Genomic DNA, 18,802 nt, shown 5'->3' on the forward strand with positions numbered 1-18,802 from the left:
CAATTGGGGAGTTGGTTGGTGAGTATAATTTTATTTGTGATTGATGGTGTACCCCCATGCCTGTCTGAATTTTGATTTTCCTTCTGGCAAGCATGGGGGGAGTAAATGAGGGGTGGGATCAACCGGGGAGAACATTAGGTATTATATGTTCCTCACAGTCCTTCCGTTTAAACAACTCCTCTTTAAACCGAACAAACTTGACCTTGGCCTCACCCTCCCGGTTACTACGCCTCGGATCGAAATATTCCTTGATGAGAGCTTCGGACAACTTGCACATTGCATCTTTCTTGCCGTCTCCATATCGGGAGTAGGTTATTCCGTAACAGTCCAACAGGTATCCAATCCTGTCAAGCACATTCTTTACGGGAATATATAAATCGTTACCTGTTTCTGACTCGAACTCTCTGATCATATCATGAAGAAACTCCGGGCTGAATCTTCGTTGTAGGGCTTCTTCCTCCTCGGTCTGTTTCAATAGTTTCTTGATCGCAGTCTTACCGTACTGTTGTTGTTCGATAACCTCCTTCCCTAACTTGAAGAAGGCGTTGATAAGCCATTCTTCCTCCACGCATTGTGCCCGGACGAACCGTATCGCCTCGGCATTGTCTTTTGTCGCTTCTAATGTGGATACAATAAGCTGGTATTTATCCTTCGCTTTAGCGGCTTTAATTCTGTAAATGTCATCTTCACCGACCGCTTCATCTTCGGGTTGGAAGTCCACATTGAAATATCCTGTATCTTCGTATGCCTGTCTAAGTGCATTGGGTGAGAGATAATATCCTTTCACCTGCTCGTCAAGTAATAGTTGCTCTATGGAGAACCTGTCAAATCCGTTCCGCTCGGAATTTAAGACCTCATTCAGCCGTAGCCGTTTTAATTCCTTATCATAATATGTGGGATCATCAGCTTTTATCCCTTCCTGCTGAATGGCTCGGTAACATTTGATTCTCGCCTCGATGTCTTTATATATTTCTTCTTCGGGTTTAACTTCAAGCTCGTTAGGAATTGAAGCTATAACCGTAAGAGAGTTATATCTCTTCCCGTTGGGGAACACATGCCTAAATCTGCCTTGACACTGGATGGCTTCGGTGAACGGATTGATTAGGGTGTGCTTCACATGATCGTAGTTCGACAGTATCAGCACATCGCAAAGTTCTTTCAGATTGATGTCTATTGACGGGAAGAACCTCGATGTAAACAGATTCACCCTTCTTAGAGGAAGTTCCAGCTTATCCGTACTATGTTCCAAGAAGCGGCTCTTTAGCTTGTCGGCACTGTCCTTTGAGCAGAAGACCTTGTAGTCGTCCTCTTTTATTATTCCGTCATGCAGCAATGATTCCACGATGCTACAGATTCCCTCTGTTGTCTTATAGAAGATGCACACATGGGGAGAACCGTTATCCAACAGCCTTTTTACTTCCTGCTTCACCCGACTGTAAAAGCTACGGGTTGTTATCAAAGTCATATCCTCCCGATAGTCATAGTCGGGCTTAATTTCTACCCACTTGAATTGGTGACGCAAGAACAGTGTTAAGGTGTACTTGCTCGGCTTTAACGGAGTGGCAGACACGACAGCCTTTCCCTCGAATTTGAAGAACTCCTTCATTGGGGCGGATATGCTTCTACGATAGCCTGTATCTTCTGTCAAGTGCTCGGATTCATCGAACAGGCAGAAGAACTCCTTATAAATATTCAAGCCCAAGTCCTTTGCCACCTTCAAGACTTTGCTCTGAAACCCTTCGGGGGTGGTTATGATCTTTTTGTACTTGATGTTGGGGTTCTTGAGGTAAGCGATCAGTTTCTTGACGGTCACTTCTTTGAACACCCCTTGAGCTTCATTAAAGGTCAGTACCTTGTTCTCCACCGAAGATTTGAACGGCTCAATCACGATAGAGTTTCTTGGACTTAACTTCGCGTTCAATTCCATGTAAGTAGCTCCCGTACCTGTCATTACCTTATTAATAATGGCATTGCTCGGCAGCATGGGGTAGCCTTGTCTTTTTAAGGCTTCTGACAGGTATTCGCCTTTGGAAATGTTCAGTTCGACAACCTCCAACCCTTTAAATCCATTCTGTTCACTCATGGCAAGACGGGATTAATGGGTAAGAAACTTGAGTAAAATCGCTTATATATGGTCGGTACGGATTTCGTACCTCTCCCGGAATTGGGGATGCAGACGCATATATTGTTATTAACTCTGCGAGCCGGATTACTCTTACCTTGCTGGTAAGTCCCGATAGGTAGCTCATGCCAATTGTCCGGGAAAACAGAAACTTCTTGTTCATTTAATCGAAGTTTGAATGTTTAACAATTGGATTGAAGACAAAAAAAGCTCCTGCGACTAAGTTATAGTTACAAATAGACACATTACATCCATGTATAAAGATGCAAGAGTAATATGTCTAACGTAAGTGCGGGAAGTATATCCCGGTAACTTAGTTGCAGAAGCCGCTACCTATGGTAGAATTATTGCTGTTAGGCTTCTTGTAGAAGGCCATCTTTCTTGGTATCGTTTTTGATACTGCACTGTCACGTAGGCCATGTGATGAACAGGAGATTATTCCTTGTTCTTAATCCTTTTCCCTTACCTCGTTTGTAAGATTGGGGCAAATGTATGAAGAATTTCGAGATAAGCAAGCTAATCCATGATAATTTAGAGCTAATTCCTCATCGCCTCGTCCATCTGTTCATTGTCGAAGCTATCCAGATAGATTTGAGTTACGCTTTCTGAACTATGCCCCATCAACTCACGAATGATTGAGGTAGGCACACCAGCCCTTTTCATTACGGTTGCTTAACTGTGGCGTGCGACATAGGTCGTAAGGTCAATTGGAATATCCAATGCCTTGCCAATCTCTTTCAAGCGTTCGTTCACCTTGGAGATTACCTTATGTACCCTGTTCGCTCTTTGCAATTCAGTCTTGTGAAAATTAGATAGAATAGGGAACAGGTAAGTATTGTCTTTGATACTGTATTTCTCGATCAGATCCACGGCCTGCGGTTGCAAGGGAGCTTTGATTAACTTACCGGTCTTATGTCTGGTGTAAATCAATCTGCCATCAACAATATTCTTCTTGCAACGAAAGCAATGTATTCTAATTTATCTTCTGTTAATTCCATTAATATAAACGTTAGGACAACAAAGATAGACAAGTTATCCCCACCTACATTACTGCAAGTGGGGATTTACCTTATCCATCAACCCAAAACATATTCTATCACTTTCAAATTAGCTTTATTTTCATTTACGAAGTCACGCTCGATGTAGATATCTGTAACCTTCATGCTTTCATCAAGATGATTCAACGCTGCATGCACAGTATATTTATCTATGCCTACCTTATTCAGGGCTATAGTAGCCCAAGAGTGACGGGCTGCATAAAATTCCAAATCTTCAACACCTAATTCCTTCCCCAATTCCTTCAACCCACAATTGATGGCTTTATTAAAAGTTGATTCATCCGCATAGTTTAAATAAAAATTGAATAGTCGTTTGCCAGTACAATCACTATATTTATTTACTATAGATCTAATAATTATAGGAATATCAACCATCATCTTAGCATCATCATCTCTACGTGCCTTTGTCTTCGTTCTATTGTAAACTATTGTATCTTCAATCCTTGTAGCAGCATTAAATAAGTCCACGGAATTCATTCCTATTAAACAAAATGAAAGCATAAAACAATCTTTCGCTAAATTATAACGGCAAATCGCCTCATTACCTTTAACCGTGTACCTATAGGGCAATTCCCATATCTTCTTTAATAAAACAGGGGTAATAGCTCTCTTACGTGTAACTTCTTGCTTTGGTACTTTAAAATTTTCAAAAGGAGAATTAGGTATGAGGATGATATTCCTGTCATAATCATTATAAAACCTCTTAGCCTCATTAAACAAATGCCTAACACTACTTATATAAAGAGAAGCTGATCTGTTAGAAGGTATTCGTTTACCAGAACAACGTAATACCTCGATTCTAGCCTCCCTCTCTTTATTTAAAAATTTAATGAATCCATTTAAGAAGGTTACAGTAATATCATTCACATTCAGATGTTCTTTATTGACATAACGAATTAGGGCATTCACAGCACTTTTGTAGTTCTTTACTCCTTTAACTTCTGTATTTGCAATCCACTCTCTAGCAAACTGAATAAAATCTACACTCCTATTCCTCTCACGTTCCTCGTCTAAACAATTAATAATTTCATCTAAAGTGTAACACTTCGATTCTATTTGAAAGTGAGCACACTTGTCCTGATAATAACGAACCAGATCATCAATCTCCCTTTTGATGGGAGTACCATCTTTAAAGGATAAGGACTTAGTAAGATCTTTAGCTGTTACGAACAGACTTGAAGACAGCCTTCTAACCTTTCTCTCATAAGTAAAACGAATCTTCACATTGTAACTTCCGTCATTTCTCTGTTTGTCCCTTTGGACTTCTGCCTTGATTGTCAACATTTTAATTCTACAATTTAGGGGTCAACAATAGGTCAACAACTAAGCTATATTAGTAGAATCTGCACAGAATTGGAGCCTTATCAAAGAGTCATAAAAAGAAAAAATCCTCAGTAATCAATTGATTACCAAGGATTTTTTGTGACCCGGGTGGGAGTCAAACCCACGACCTTCAGAACCGGAATCTGACGCTCTATTCACTAAGCTACCAGGCCAAAGACGGGGCAAAAGTAAATATAATATCGGAGGAAAGCAAATGTATTGAGGATGAGTTTTCATATTCTTTCTTTTTTCTGCCGAAAAACATAACTTCTGATATTTTGCAACTCTCTTTAGCGGATATACTGCCATTTTGCAAATAAAAAGGGCTGCTATATTGCTATTTTGCCATTAATCATTATCTTTGCCACGCATATTTAACAAACACAAAGCACAACAAGTATATGAGCTATCTAATTAAACCTGCGGGATATAAGGCTTTGCTTAACCTGTCTCAAACAGAAATGGGTATCAAGAAAATCAAAGACTTTTTCCAGCAAAACTTATCTTCCGAATTACGCCTGCGTCGTGTCACGGCTCCTTTGTTCGTTCTGAAAGGTATGGGAATCAACGATGACCTGAACGGAACCGAACGGGCTGTTACTTTTCCTATCAAGGACCTGGACGATTCAAAAGCAGAGATCGTCCACTCGCTGGCTAAGTGGAAACGCCTCACTTTAGCAGACTATAATATAGAAGAGGGTTATGGTATTTATACCGATATGAATGCTATCCGTTCGGATGAAGAACTGGGGAACCTGCATTCCTTATACGTTGACCAGTGGGACTGGGAACGTGTTATGAGCCCTAAAGAACGCAATATTGAATTTCTGAAAGAGATTGTGCGCCGTATATACGCCGCTATGGTACGTACGGAATACCTGGTCTACGAAATGTTCCCGCAGATAAGGCCGTCTCTCCCCCAGCAGATTCATTTCATACATTCCGAGGATTTATTACAAAAATATCCTACCTTTACACCGAAAGAACGGGAAGACGCTATTGCCAAGGAATACGGAGCCGTATTCATCATCGGCATCGGATGCCAACTGAGCAATGGACAGAAACATGACGGACGTGCTCCGGACTACGACGACTGGTCGACTGTCGCTGAAAACGGACAGGTCGGACTAAACGGCGACCTGCTTGTCTGGGACGACGTACTGAACCGCTCGCTGGAATTATCCTCTATGGGTATCCGTGTGGATAAAGAAGCACTGCTACGCCAGCTAAAGACTTGTAATGCGGAAGAAAAGAAAGAACTATACTTCCACAAACGTCTCTTGAGCGGCGAACTGCCCCAAAGCATCGGCGGCGGTATCGGACAAAGCCGTTTATGCATGTTTTATCTGCGAAAAGCTCATATCGGAGAAATCCAGGCAAGCATCTGGCCGGAAGAAATGCGTCAGGAAGCCCGTGCTGCCGGAATGCTATTAATTTAACTTTCAATTATGGACGTAAAGATCGAACAAAGCTGGAAAGAACGGTTAGCCCCCGAATTTGAAAAAGATTATTTCAAAGAGTTAATCAACTTCGTAAAACAGGAATACAGTCACGGAACAGTCTATCCTCCGGGACCATACATCTTTAATGCTTTCGAGCATTGTCCTTTTGATAAAGTAAAAGTAGTCATACTGGGGCAAGATCCTTACCACGAACCGGGACAGGCTCACGGGCTTTGTTTCTCTGTTCAGGACGGGACTCCTTATCCTCCATCCCTGATCAACATCTTTAAAGAGATAGAAAGCGACCTGGGTACGCCTATGCCTAAAAGCGGGAATCTGCTGCGTTGGGCAGACCAGGGTGTTTTATTATTGAATGCGACACTGACGGTCCGTGCACATCAGGCCGGTTCGCACCAGAACCGGGGATGGGAAGCATTTACAGATGCGGTAATCCACAAACTGACAGAAGAGCGCAGCCACATTGTTTATATACTGTGGGGTTCATATGCACAGCGCAAAGGTGCTTTTATCGATGCTTCGCGCAATATGATACTCAAATCAGCGCATCCTTCCCCCCTCTCCGCCTACCGCGGATTCTTCGGGAACAAGCATTTCAGTAAGACAAACGATTATCTGATAGCCACAGGACAGACTCCTATAGAATGGTAAATACCAAGATAAAGAAAGGGCGGTGAAAATATATTATATTCATCGCCCTTTCTTTATGTCTTTTCTATGAGATCAATACCAGTCCTGACCTGAACGAACGCTGCTGCTCTGGTTATACTTCAAGTCTTTCAACAGGGAAGAACTTACTGCTACAGAGAATGTGTACGACTTATACGCTCCCACCGGAACGATACTTGCCGACATCTGGAAACAGTGCAGGTTACGGGTTATATTACAGGTCATAAACGAAATCTTTTTGTTCTCGACGTCGTAAGTGGCATTGAAGTTAAAACTCCAGTTCTTTGTCGGCTGGATATTTCCGTTAAAGCTCAGTGCATGGGTCAGCTTATACTTATACTCCAAGCGGTTCGGATCGAAATCGCCATAGCGTAACTGCATACTGTAATTGAAAGAAAGGCTCCAGGGGATTTTCGAAACCAGATAACCATCCGAATCATACTCTCCGGTATCTTTCTTCTTGCCACGCAAACGGCCACCTTCCTGAGTTCCTTCCGCATCCGCATTCTCACCATCCGCATTCTCGGCTGTCAGATTTTCCAATTCGCCGTCTCCTGCATTCTCTTCCGGGATATTACTATCCGTTTTACCTCCGAACCACTTCTTGAACGTATCGTTGTTGAAAGTATAGGAGAAGCTGGTTCCTGTTGAACGCAGACGTCCGATACCTTTGCCGGCTTTCCAACGGGGGATATCCAGTCTTATCGGCTTTCCGTTTTTATCCGCACCATAGGTATAAGTATCGAATTGTCCGTTCAGATTCAACGTATAACTCTTTGAGAACTTCAAACGCAATCCGACAGAGAGGTCACTCCATTTGAAAGAGTCCGCTGCCATATTATAACTCATCCCCAAGGATAACTTATCGATCAGGCTGATCTTTTTAAAGCCGGTAGTATCTTTATCCGACTTAATTTTCATTTCTACGTTATTATCCAGCGAAAAGTTCAAACTACCCTGCTTTCCACTCGGGATAGACCCGTTGTGGGCGAAAGGAGAATAAACATAATCGATAGGATCGCCATTTGCATCTATGTACTGATAATGATCATAAAAACCAAAGATACTACCGCCAAAGTCAGGAGCGGCACTAATGCTGACAGATGGTTCGAAACGATGGCGGATCATCTCCACTTTATCTCCCAGGAAAGGAAGCGGCTTGTAAAAACCATACAACGTAGTCGAAGCTGATAACGACGCACTGTAGTTGTAAATACGATAGAATCCGTAAGTAGTATCGCGATTTACCAAAGTATTCAGGTGCGGATCGAACTGCTTGGTGATCTTACTGGTATACCAGCTTTCCTTGTAATTGAAAGACGGAGATATATTGATATACTTGAATGCCGTAAATGTGGCACTGACCGGAATACTATGATCCATCGAGTTCTTCCAGTCCTTTATGATATTCGACTTAAACAACTGGTTTTCCTTCGTTGTGATGCTATTCTTGAAATATCCCGAATAACTCATGGAGATCTTTTCATACCACCGTTCCTTTCCCACCGGATTCTTACGCTTGAACGGGAATATACGGCTCAGCGTAATAGTCAGATCAGGCAATGTCACGGAGATCATGGAGTCTTTGGAATTCTGGTTCACGTTCATGGTTGCCGAAAGCGTCAACGGATTGTTCGGAAAACGCTGCGTGATATTGATACTGGAACCTTTTGTATTGTTTGTCGTATTCGGGTTATAAATACCCATCGCGCTGTTACGGTCGAAACTGGTGGTAGCAAAATTGACACTGGCAGAAAAAGTTCGGTACGGATTCGCTTTCGGGTCCTGGCTGTGCGTCCAGTTCAACCGGAAGTCTTTCGACAGACTATAGTCGTCGAGCCCCTTATCGCCATACCTGCTGACCTGGTAAGCCGCATTGAAGTTACCCGAAAAAAGATACCTCTTTTTATAAGAAGACTGCGCCTGAAGCCCCCAGGAACCTTTTGTATAGATCTCACCTGTCACCGCCAAATCGATATAATCGCTCAATGCAAAGTAATATCCTCCATCGCGCAAACCAAATCCCCGCTGGGAGTCATCGGTATAGGTCGGCATAATCACACCGGAAGAATAAGTACTGGAAAACGGGAAGAAGCAGAAAGGTAGACCGATCGGATATAACGGTACATCCTCGATCACCATATAGACCGGACCGGTCACGATATTCTTTTTAGGACGGACCTTCGCCTTGGTCATCTGGATATAAAAGTGAGGGTGATCATGCTCGTCGCAGGTGGTATATTTTCCGCCCACCATATTCAGTACATCGTCGTCCATTTTCTTTGTACGACCGGCAGTTACGAAACCCTCTCCCTGTTGGGTGATCACATCGGTAATATACCCTTTCTTGGTATTGAAGTTATAACGCATCGTTTTCGATTCGTACTCCTGATCACCATCCTTAAACAACGGGTAACCGAACTCTTCACCGATAGAGTCGAGACCGAACTTGGCAAACACCAGACTGCTGTCCAAGCTCATCTCTATATTTTCAGCCTGTAATCCGATCTGTTGATATTTTACATCCCCTTCGCCATAGAGATACGCCCAGTTGCCGGCAGTCATTACCATAGAGTCTTTCGCCTGGTAAACAACCGGTGCATCGAGACCGACCTTATTGTTCTTGGTAGAGTCGGATACAAGGACTGTACTATCAGTGGCTGCCAGCGCTATCGTATCCCCATTGACTGGCAATACGGTATCACGCGGGGCAACCAGCTCCTGCGAATACATCATCAAAGCCCCTGCGAGAAAATATAAAAGGATAAATAAGCCTCTGTGTCTCATTAATTAAGTTGACAGTTGACAGTTGACAACTGATAATTGAAGATTGAAAATTGAAAATTGAAAATTAAGATTATCCTAATTGCCAATCGCCAACTGTCAACAGTCAACTATCAACTGTCAACTGAATCGTTACAGCGTGCAAATGTATAATAAATTAATGAGCCCTATAGCTTTTATTCCCCTAAAAAGAGTTTACACCAGTTATCAAAACGTATTACAGTATCTTCTCCGTACTTTGAAAGGCCCTGTTTTACCTTCTCAACGGACTTTTCCTTATCCAGTTTTGTCTTGCTGTAAAACTTATCGGCAAAACAGATCAGCTGTTCTTCCAGTGAAACCGGCACCATTACACGTGAAGGAAGCGGAAGATGCCGCTCCTCTATCATTTCACGGGTTATACCGGTCCCAGTATGCCGTTCGCAAACCAATGCGTGGCGGGGAAAGCCTTCTTTACGCATCAGGTCGGCTCCCAGATAGCCGTGACAGATGTATTCGGCATCCCCAAAACAGCCGATCTCCGGAGCATTACACAGGAAAATGCCTATATCATGCAGCATGGCGGCTTCTTCTATGAACGGAATGTCCAGATTCATTTCCGGATGCATCCGGGCCAGGTTCAATGCTTTGTCGGCAACACTCCGGCTATGGGTAACCAATATATGATAAGCATCCGATTCTGCCGGATAATATTTTGAGATAATATCAATAGGATTCATTTTATCCATACCTTGTTTTAAGTTAATCCGGTTGCGAAGATACAGATATTTTATATTGGCTATCCAGTATACGGCTGATAAAATGCTATCCTCTGCTTCCGAGGCTATTCAGGTCGGGGTTGATTTCTTTGACGGCGTCTTTCACCTCTTTTTTTGTTACTTCCCCGTCTGTTGCTACCTGTTGTACCGGATACCGATCTTCTTTGTGATCCAACACTAATGCTTCGGTTTTCGCTTTTTCTTTGATCTTTGGAAGTTTTGTTGTCATATGATTATTCTTTTTGTTTATATTAAATCAACACGAAATCAAGTATGATGGTTCAAGGCAAACATGTTAAATAGAAACACATTTAATCCTTTCGTTGCTTTAAAGAGACGAACATTTGCTACTTTTGCAGATAATAAACAGTAGGAAACGGATTATGAAAACAGTTTTCAGGCTTACACTTTGGTTTATCGGCATATTGCTCATGCCCGGATTACAAGCCGCAACAACTCAGGGGCCTTTGGTTTTAGGTGCCGAGCGTATGGATGTGATTACCCGCTTGCTGAAAGACAAACAAGTGGGACTGGTTATCAACCAGACTTCTATTCTGGAAAAACAACAGAAACATTTACTGGATGCCCTGGTTGAAAAAGGCATTCAAGTGAAAAAGGTTTTTGCACCCGAACATGGTTTCCGGGGAACAGCCGATGCCGGAGAAGAAGTAAAAGACAGCCGCGACCTGAAAACCGGCATTCCCATCGTATCCATTTACGGCAAAAACAAAAAACCGACAGCCGAACAGTTGAACGGACTGGACGTTATCGTATTCGATATTCAGGATGTGGGAGCCCGTTTCTATACGTATATAAGTACCATGCATTATGTCATGGAAGCATGTGCGGAAAACGGTGTCGAGTTTATCGTACTCGACCGTCCGAATCCCAATGATTTTGTGGACGGCCCGATCCGTCAGAAAGGTTTTGAATCGTTTGTCGGTGTCGATCCGATCCCACTATTGCACGGCCTGACGGTCGGCGAACTGGCCTGGATGATCAACAGTGAAGGCTGGTTGAAAAGCTCTCCGGACAGTTGCAAACTGCATATCGTTAAAATGGAAAACTGGAAACATGGCGATCCGTACTGGCTGCCGGTCAAGCCTTCGCCTAACCTGCCAAACGACCAGTCGATCCGCCTATATCCGTCGTTATGCTTTTTCGAGGCAACCAACGTCAGTGTCGGACGCGGTACTTACTATCCGTTCCAGGTGATCGGATACCCGGACCGGAAATACGGCGATTTCGCATTCACTCCTGTTTCATTGCCGGGCTTCGATACGAATCCTTTGCAAAAAGACAAGGAATGCTACGGCATCGACCTCCGGGAATATCCTTTCGAGGGAGGATTAACACTGCGCTTTTTCCTGGATTTCTATAATAAGGCGGGAAACGAACAGGCTTTCTTTTTCTCCCGTCCGCAATGGTTCGACCTGCTGGCCGGCACCAAAGAACTCCGTTACCAGATTGTCAGAGGACTGACAGAAGAGGAAATACGTGAGAGCTGGCAACCGGAACTGGATAAATATAAACAAATGCGAAAAAAGTATTTATTATACCCGGATTATCCACAAAAAACAATAAAGAATCGATAACCGTTGATTTTGCTAGTCTTTTAATTATCTTTGTTCCCGCATAACATAGTATTAATATAAACAGTGTTATCTCTGGTAATTGTCGGATATAACACTGTTTGTTGTAATAGGAAAATAACTACAAGGGCAATAACAGGATACAATTCTTTGGAACGCTTTGGGCACATATTGCTATTATTTCTTCTGATTTCTTTGGGAACAGGAAGAAATATGGAGGCTGCTACCGGCAATACTCCATATAAAGTACTTATTCTCCAGTCCTATACGGAGGATCTTATCACTTACTCCCAATTCGGCGACATGATTGCCGGGAAACTGGAGAAAAAGAATATTCTAACAAATATCAAAACATTCTATCTGGATTGCGAGCGTTATAATGAAAAGGAAGAGAATGAGCGAATGTTCCATTATTTAGACTCAATCCGGAATTGGGATCCCGATATTATCCTGTCAAACGACGATCAGGCTACTTATACATTGATGGCATGCAACCATCCGCTGGGGAAAAACAAACCTGTGGTGTTTTCGGGAGTAAACTTCCCCAACTGGGATTTACTGGAACAGCATCCGAACGTCACCGGTTTCTGGGACAAACCCAATTACCTAAAAACGATTGAACTCATTGAGAAATTATATGGCCCTTCCAAGATCCTGTTCTTCAAAAATGCCCGTTTCATGAGTCGGGAATCGTTCAGGACCATTCAGGAAGAGGTAAAAGGGACAGACAGGGCATTGCGGATCGGTCTCTATCACCAAAAAAGAAATGAATACCCCGAAGATCTTCTACCGGGTAAACCCGATAAATCAGTTTTATACACAACTGAAACAGCATACCTTTCCGCCAAAGGCTTGCTCTCGATTTTCCAGAACAAACCATACACAGCATGTTTGCAAATCATCCTCGATTTTGATGTACTAACTATAGGCCGCCTGGCCAATGTTCCCAATTTCACTGTTATCAATAATGGGTTTAACGATGATAAAGGTATTACCGGCGGATATTTTACCACCCTGGATATACAAACGGACATTGTAGCTGAAAGAACAGCTGAAATTCTGAACGGTGCCCTGACAACAAATTATACCATCACTGAAAGCCCGAAAATATATGCTTTCGACTGGAATGAAATGGTACGTTTTAATCTCAGTAGAAATGATTTGCCGGAGGGCAGCGTTATCTATAACCTCCCGTTCTACGAGCGTTATCATAAGGCAATGATCATCACATGTGCTCTATTCCTGTTGCTGATCATATACGTCATCTCACAGTTGACCCTGATGTATAGAAGGGAGTTCAAACGTAAGAAACAGATACAAACCAATTTGTTCAAAGAGAAACGGTTCCTGAGACTGGCGCTGGAGGGTGGAAATACATATGCCTGGAAGTTGGAAAACGAATTATTCATTTTTGAAAATGACTTCTTTACGGCAAATCAAATGGCTCCCCGCAAAATATCTCTTACCGAACTGCTGTCTATCACGCATCCGGATGACCAGGGACACCTGCGCAGCCATATCCAGGATATCTATTCCGGAATCTGGGAAGAAACGACGATACAATGCCGTTTCAATTTCAACGGGAAAGGTTATTGTTGGTGGGAACTTCGTTACAACCAGGGAGAAGACAAAACGGATCCGGAACAGACAGTTATAGGTTTATGCCTGAATATCCAGGCATTTAAAGAAAAAGAAGAAAGACTGAAGGTGCTACAGGAAAAAGCGGAAGAGGCCAACAAAATGAAATCGGCCTTCCTGGCTAATATGAGCCATGAGATACGGACACCATTGAACGCCATCGTTGGTTTTTCGAATCTGCTACAAGAAGAAGAAGACATCACCGCAGAGGAAAAAGAGTTATTTAAAGATACGATCAATAAAAACTGCAACCTGCTTTTGAAACTGATCAATGATATTCTGGAACTGTCACGCATTGAATCCGGCCGGATGACATTCAGCTTTGAGACATGCAGGTTAAACGAACTGATCGATGAAGTCTACCAGACCCATCATCTGCTCATACCTCCCCATATTCAGTTTACCAAGGATATACCGTCGTTGAGTATCGACGTCCACGTCGACCGTTTCAGGTTTACTCAGGTGATCACGAACTTTATCAACAATGCAGTTAAGTTCACCAGGAAAGGATATATCAAACTGGGATATGAATACAAAGAAAAAGAGGGATATGTTTATATTTATGTAGAAGACACCGGCATCGGAATCGCCAAAGAGGCCCTCGAAAAAGTATTCGAACGTTTCTACAAACAGGATGAATTTGCCCAAGGAACAGGGTTGGGCCTTGCCATCTGCAAAACAATTGCCGAACGCCTGGACGGGGATATCCTGATCACCTCGGAAGAGGGCAAGGGCAGCCGGTTCACATTAAAGATACCGGTTCGTACTTCCAGGCTATAATACAAAAATAGCCGATCCACTTCTTTGATCGACTATCCTTATTCTACTATATAAAAAATCACAACAACCACAACATTATTTATATAAATAAACACAACGCAATATTTTACCCAATAAAAAACAATCCAACAAGACTCTTTGAATAATTTGAATTATAAAACAAAACAACCTTAGTCCTTGGAGAACTAAGGTTGTTTTATCTCGCAAAAGTATGGATTAATTTTAAATAACAATAATATTTATTTGAAATATCGTTTTTTTAACTAAACCAATTAACATTTCATCTCTATAAGTACATGCAAATTCATATCAAACTTCATTTTTGGACCTTCAATCCACTTCGAAAGCAAATAAAAACCATAAAAGTACTTAGTTCTCCAAGAACTAATTAAAACTAATATCAATATGGCAGCTACAGAACCCAAAATGCGCAGTATTACAGGAAAATTAACTCCTAACGAGTTGACTGAACGCGAAGACGATTTCACTTGCAATGTGATTTACCAAGCAAAACGTACTATTAAAGACCTTTGCCAGCTAACATCTGCAAACAGTAAATTCACTGCTTCTGAATTAGAGAGTGCCTACAATGATTTGAAAGAACAGGCAAAAATCGAACTTTACAATGCCTCTACAGTTGAATTTGGCTTCGTTACAAACTCCTTGGGTGTCGATGGTCCGTTTATCGGTCCGGATGCAAAATTCGACCCAGCGAAAAACAATGTGGTTCTTCGTAGCGTACCCCTGGTTGAAATGAAAAAAGATCTGGGAAATATCACCGTAATCATTTCCGGCACAGCCGAAGGATTACCCGTCATAACAACCGTCACAGACGTAACAACAGGTAGCGAAAACAACCAGATCACCCCGGGCGGAGGCTTGAATGGTAAAGGGAACCGCGTGAAAATCGCTGGTGAAGAAGGCAAGGATGTTGGTTTCTATTTCGTTTCTACAACAGACGATACAGAAACAAAAGTTCCGGTAGCTTCACTGCTACGCAACGATCCATCCTATTTTTCTTTTATCATTCCGCCTTTGGCTGCCGGTACTTACTATCTGGAAATAGCAACTCAAGCCAGCGGAAATGCTAAGATTTTATTAAACGAACCCCGTCGTAACCGTTTCCCTTACATACTGACAGTCGGAGGAAGCGACAGACCGGAAATTGAATAATTCTTTTTCCGGTGATCGGAACAGTGCTTTTCCGATAGCAGGAAGAGTACTGTTCCAACGAATGGAAAAATACCAAAACAACATCAGAGAGTTTTTTTACCTATAACATATTAATATTAAACTAAAAACGCACATTATGCTAAAAAACTTCAAACCAATTGGTTTAATGCTGTTTGCAGGCATATTATGTTCTCCTGAGAGCATAAAAGCCGACACAACACCCATTAGACCGAGTGTGAACATTTCCCAGCAAAACGGGAAAGTGACGGTTATTGTAGAGGATGAATTCGGTCCTGTTACCGGAGCATCCGTAGTTGTAAAAGGGACAACTAATGGTAATGTTACCGACTTAGACGGTAAAGTAGTCTTGGAAGGAGTCAAAAACGGAGCTACTATCCAAATTTCGTTTGTAGGTTACACCACCCAGGAGATCAAGTATACAGGGCTATCTAACTTGACTATCAAACTCCAAGAAGATTCACAAGCTCTGGAAGAAGTAGTGATTACCGGTTATGGTGGTATCCAAAAAGCAAAAACATTAACAGCATCAGCTGTTACCGTAAAAATGGAATCGATCGCCAAACTGCCCGTAACATCTATCAGTGACGGTTTGGGAGGTCGTGTAACAGGTGTTACCACCCAGTCCGGTTCCGGAGCACCGGGTGAAACGACCAAAATCTGGATCCGTGGTGGTGACAAAATTTTGTACGTGATCGACGACGTTGTAATGGAAACCGAACAGGGAGAAATCTTCTTCAACCGCTTACGTCCGGACGACATTGCAACAATGACTATCTTAAAAGACGCATCTGCTACCGCTATCTACGGTCCGCGTGCCGAAGACGGTGTTGTAGTTATTGCCACTAAAAAAGGTGTTGCCGGACAACTGGATATCACATTCAACCAAAAGATATCCGTCATGACTCCTTCTTATCGTTCCAAAGGTATGAACACATACGATTACGCTCGGACCATGAACGATTTGTATGCTGCCAACTTCGAAGAGAACCCTAAATACAACAACACGGAAATGTCAAAATATTACATGGGGTATCTGAACCAGCAAGGAAAAAGCCGCGAGGAGATCATGAATCTGGTCAACGAAAGATACAGCATGGGATATAGCATGCAAGACATCAACAATTTGTTCGATCCTTTCACCACGCAAGGAGGCAACATTGAAGACTATTACCAGACATACGATCCATGGGAGTTTTTCGACCATGTACAACCCATGTACCAAACCAACTTGAGCGTGCGCGGTGGTGGTGATCGTGTAAAATATTATTCAAGTTTAGGCTACCTGAACCAAAAAGGTATCAGTGACACCTACGGATACGAGCAGATTAATGCTTTGTTAAACTCAGAAGCAGCTTTGCTGAACGACAAGAGCCTGAAGTTCACGTTAAACTTGAATGGTATCGTTTCAACTAAAGAACGTCCGGCGGAAGGAGACAATGTATTCAACAAAGCATTATTCGAAGGCGGAGAAATGCTAAACAAACCTGAACGCTGGAGTACCGGCTTGGAAAGAAACAATTCTCCGGCCGCCTTGCTCCGTACCGGATTTGACAATGTATACGATTATCGTTTGCAGGCCAACATGGGTTTGAAATGGAATTTGCCTTGGGTTGAAGGTTTATCCGTAGGTGCCAGCGTAAACTTCAGTACCAGCTACAGCATGAATAAAAAGTTCAGCCACCCGCAGGAAAATGTTTATTCCAGCCCGGCAGCTACAATGCCTAATAATTTTAACGCACAAGATGCCAGTGTTTACCAGAAATGGAACAACTATTTATTGACTACCGGTATTTACCAGGCAGACTATAGCCGTTCTTTCGGCAAACACTCCGTAAGCGGTATGATTACTTACCAAAGCCAGGTGAGAAATACCAATTACACCAACATCACCATGAAAGGATACCCGACCACATTCGTTCCCCAAATCGGAGCCGGAACAACCTATAATGGTTCAGGTGGTGGCGAAGAGAAATGGGGTTCTTCTTCCTGGGTAGGCCGTGTCACTTACGATTATGCCGGCAAATACTTGCTGCAATATAGCGCAAACTATAATGCGTCTTTGAGCTACAGTCCGGATAAACGTTGGGGATTCTTCCAGGCAGCATCAGCCGGTTGGGTGATGACAGAAGAAAACTTTATCAAAGACATCCTCAATCCGGATATCTTCAACATGCTTAAGTTGCGTTTGAGCTACGGTATCGTGGGTGGAGAAATCGGTAGTCCTTTCAGCTTTATGAACCAATACAAACAAGACGGTACGATCCTGCTTGGGGCAAATATGGGTAGCAATGCTGCTTGGATTGAATCAAATGTAGCCAGCGATTTGTCATGGTCACGTTCTCGCCAATTGAGTGGTGGTATCGATTTCGACTTGTTAAAGAACCGTTTAAGCGGATCGTTCGACACCTATTTATACATGAATCATGGTAAAGCCATGAACATGAATGAAAAATTGGTTTATACCCCTATTTTAGGTATGCCCAATACACCAAAAATAAACGCTCCATTCGAAACAAGCCGTAAAGGTGGTATTGAGTTCTCTTTGAATTGGAGAGATAAAATCGGTGACTTCAACTATCGTTTAGGTGTTACTTATTCTTACTGGGACGAACGCGTTACCCGTCATGAATCAGAAAGCACAAACTGGTATTATCCTAAATTAAACAGCTTGGGATTAAGAGCTATGCAGAATGTTTATGGCAGTACAATGATTAATACCGGTCTATTCGGTTCATATGAACAACTGTATAACGCTGTTTTAGACAATGGTAACAGCAACACCTACAACAAGAGTTATGCACTCGGTACGATGCAAATCGCAGACCGCAATGGCGACGGTATAATTGACAACGGTGACAGATATTGGGTAAACAAACCCGGCACAACCCCGCTTACTCTTTACGGTGTCACTCTCGGTGGTGGCTGGAAAGGATTGGATGTTGAATTATTCTTCCAGGGAGCTGCCAATGTTACCGGTTCAATGCCGTCTCCGTTAAGAAGCCAGCAGGGGTATTTGTGGCAATACGCCAAATACCTGCTCAACACCAGCTACACGCCAGGCAATCCGAATCTCGACGCAACACTTCCATTGCCTAACAATGGCGGAAACAACTCGTATGGTTCAACCTTTATCGATCGTTGGGTATATGATGCTTCTTACCTGAAACTGAAGAACATCAGCATTCGTTATGACTTGAAACGTGACGTATTGAAAAACGTATCTTACATCAAAGGCTTAGACTTGAGTTTCGTTGTAACAAACGCATTCACTTGGGTAAACAAAAACTATCCGTTAAAGAACATGGCAGACCCTGAATATATTCCAACCGAAAGTATCTGGGGTAGCAGCGGTAAACTCGGAGCATATCCGACCCAGCGTTCTTACACATTCGGTGTAACAGTTACTTTATAATCAAAAACAACT

Annotated in this window: 11 protein-coding genes, 1 tRNA gene and 1 pseudogene; 6 read left to right on the forward strand and 7 right to left on the reverse strand. The window is 42.6% G+C overall.

Translation table 11 applies throughout. The features are described from left to right. Nucleotides 1–118 precede the first annotated feature (118 nt). The 4 genes and pseudogenes from K6V26_RS17800 to K6V26_RS17815 form a co-directional block, all read right to left on the reverse strand. Nucleotides 119–2,083: a hypothetical protein gene (locus tag K6V26_RS17800; protein ID WP_048928140.1), complete on the reverse strand. Its 1,965-nt coding sequence runs from the start codon at nucleotides 2,081–2,083 to the stop codon at nucleotides 119–121. 576 nt (nucleotides 2,084–2,659) lie between these two features. Continuing rightward, a pseudogene (locus K6V26_RS17805) lies at nucleotides 2,660–3,070 on the reverse strand (tyrosine-type recombinase/integrase); the annotation flags it as partial. A 128-nt stretch (nucleotides 3,071–3,198) separates the two neighbouring features. Beyond that, nucleotides 3,199–4,464 carry a site-specific integrase gene (locus K6V26_RS17810; protein ID WP_224263459.1) on the reverse strand — a complete coding sequence of 422 codons (1,266 nt, stop codon included), beginning with the start codon at nucleotides 4,462–4,464 and terminating at the stop codon, nucleotides 3,199–3,201. Between the two features lie 139 nt (nucleotides 4,465–4,603). After that, nucleotides 4,604–4,676: transfer RNA gene (locus tag K6V26_RS17815), tRNA-Arg, on the reverse strand. Nucleotides 4,677–4,904: 228 nt separating this feature from the next. On the opposite strand from K6V26_RS17815, the gene asnA reads away from it, so the two are divergent. Further along, entirely contained in the window at nucleotides 4,905–5,942 is a 1,038-nt protein-coding gene (asnA, locus tag K6V26_RS17820; protein ID WP_224263460.1) for an aspartate--ammonia ligase, read from the forward strand. 9 nt (nucleotides 5,943–5,951) lie between these two features. Next, on the forward strand, nucleotides 5,952–6,614 hold the full coding sequence (locus K6V26_RS17825; protein WP_007654913.1) for a uracil-DNA glycosylase: 663 nt from the start codon (nucleotides 5,952–5,954) through the stop codon (nucleotides 6,612–6,614). A 72-nt stretch (nucleotides 6,615–6,686) separates the two neighbouring features. On the opposite strand, the gene K6V26_RS17830 is transcribed toward K6V26_RS17825, so the two are convergent. The 3 genes from K6V26_RS17830 to K6V26_RS17840 form a co-directional block, all read right to left on the reverse strand. After that, entirely contained in the window at nucleotides 6,687–9,419 is a 2,733-nt protein-coding gene (locus K6V26_RS17830) for a putative LPS assembly protein LptD (protein ID WP_224263461.1), read from the reverse strand. A 173-nt stretch (nucleotides 9,420–9,592) separates the two neighbouring features. Further along, on the reverse strand, nucleotides 9,593–10,135 hold the full coding sequence (locus tag K6V26_RS17835) for an HDIG domain-containing metalloprotein (RefSeq protein WP_007654918.1): 543 nt from the start codon (nucleotides 10,133–10,135) through the stop codon (nucleotides 9,593–9,595). Between the two features lie 85 nt (nucleotides 10,136–10,220). Next, nucleotides 10,221–10,403, reverse strand: a complete 183-nt coding sequence (locus K6V26_RS17840; protein ID WP_007654920.1) for a hypothetical protein — start codon at nucleotides 10,401–10,403, stop codon at nucleotides 10,221–10,223. A gap of 154 nt (nucleotides 10,404–10,557) precedes the next feature. Between K6V26_RS17840 and K6V26_RS17845 the strand changes: the two genes are divergently transcribed. The 4 genes from K6V26_RS17845 (at nucleotide 10,558) to K6V26_RS17860 (ending at nucleotide 18,790) form a co-directional block, all read left to right on the forward strand. Beyond that, nucleotides 10,558–11,769, forward strand: a complete 1,212-nt coding sequence (locus K6V26_RS17845) for an exo-beta-N-acetylmuramidase NamZ family protein (RefSeq protein WP_195584227.1) — start codon at nucleotides 10,558–10,560, stop codon at nucleotides 11,767–11,769. Nucleotides 11,770–11,961: 192 nt separating this feature from the next. After that, nucleotides 11,962–14,184 (forward strand): sensor histidine kinase, encoded by a 2,223-nt coding sequence (locus K6V26_RS17850; protein ID WP_224263462.1) that lies wholly within the window; start codon nucleotides 11,962–11,964, stop codon nucleotides 14,182–14,184. 405 nt (nucleotides 14,185–14,589) lie between these two features. Beyond that, nucleotides 14,590–15,357, forward strand: a complete 768-nt coding sequence (locus tag K6V26_RS17855) for a DUF4469 domain-containing protein (protein WP_122329328.1) — start codon at nucleotides 14,590–14,592, stop codon at nucleotides 15,355–15,357. A gap of 136 nt (nucleotides 15,358–15,493) precedes the next feature. Beyond that, nucleotides 15,494–18,790 (forward strand): SusC/RagA family TonB-linked outer membrane protein, encoded by a 3,297-nt coding sequence (locus tag K6V26_RS17860; RefSeq protein ID WP_224263463.1) that lies wholly within the window; start codon nucleotides 15,494–15,496, stop codon nucleotides 18,788–18,790. Nucleotides 18,791–18,802: the final 12 nt, after the last annotated feature.

Origin of the sequence: Parabacteroides goldsteinii, assembly GCF_020091425.1 — a bacterium.
Taxonomy (GTDB): domain Bacteria; phylum Bacteroidota; class Bacteroidia; order Bacteroidales; family Tannerellaceae; genus Parabacteroides; species Parabacteroides goldsteinii.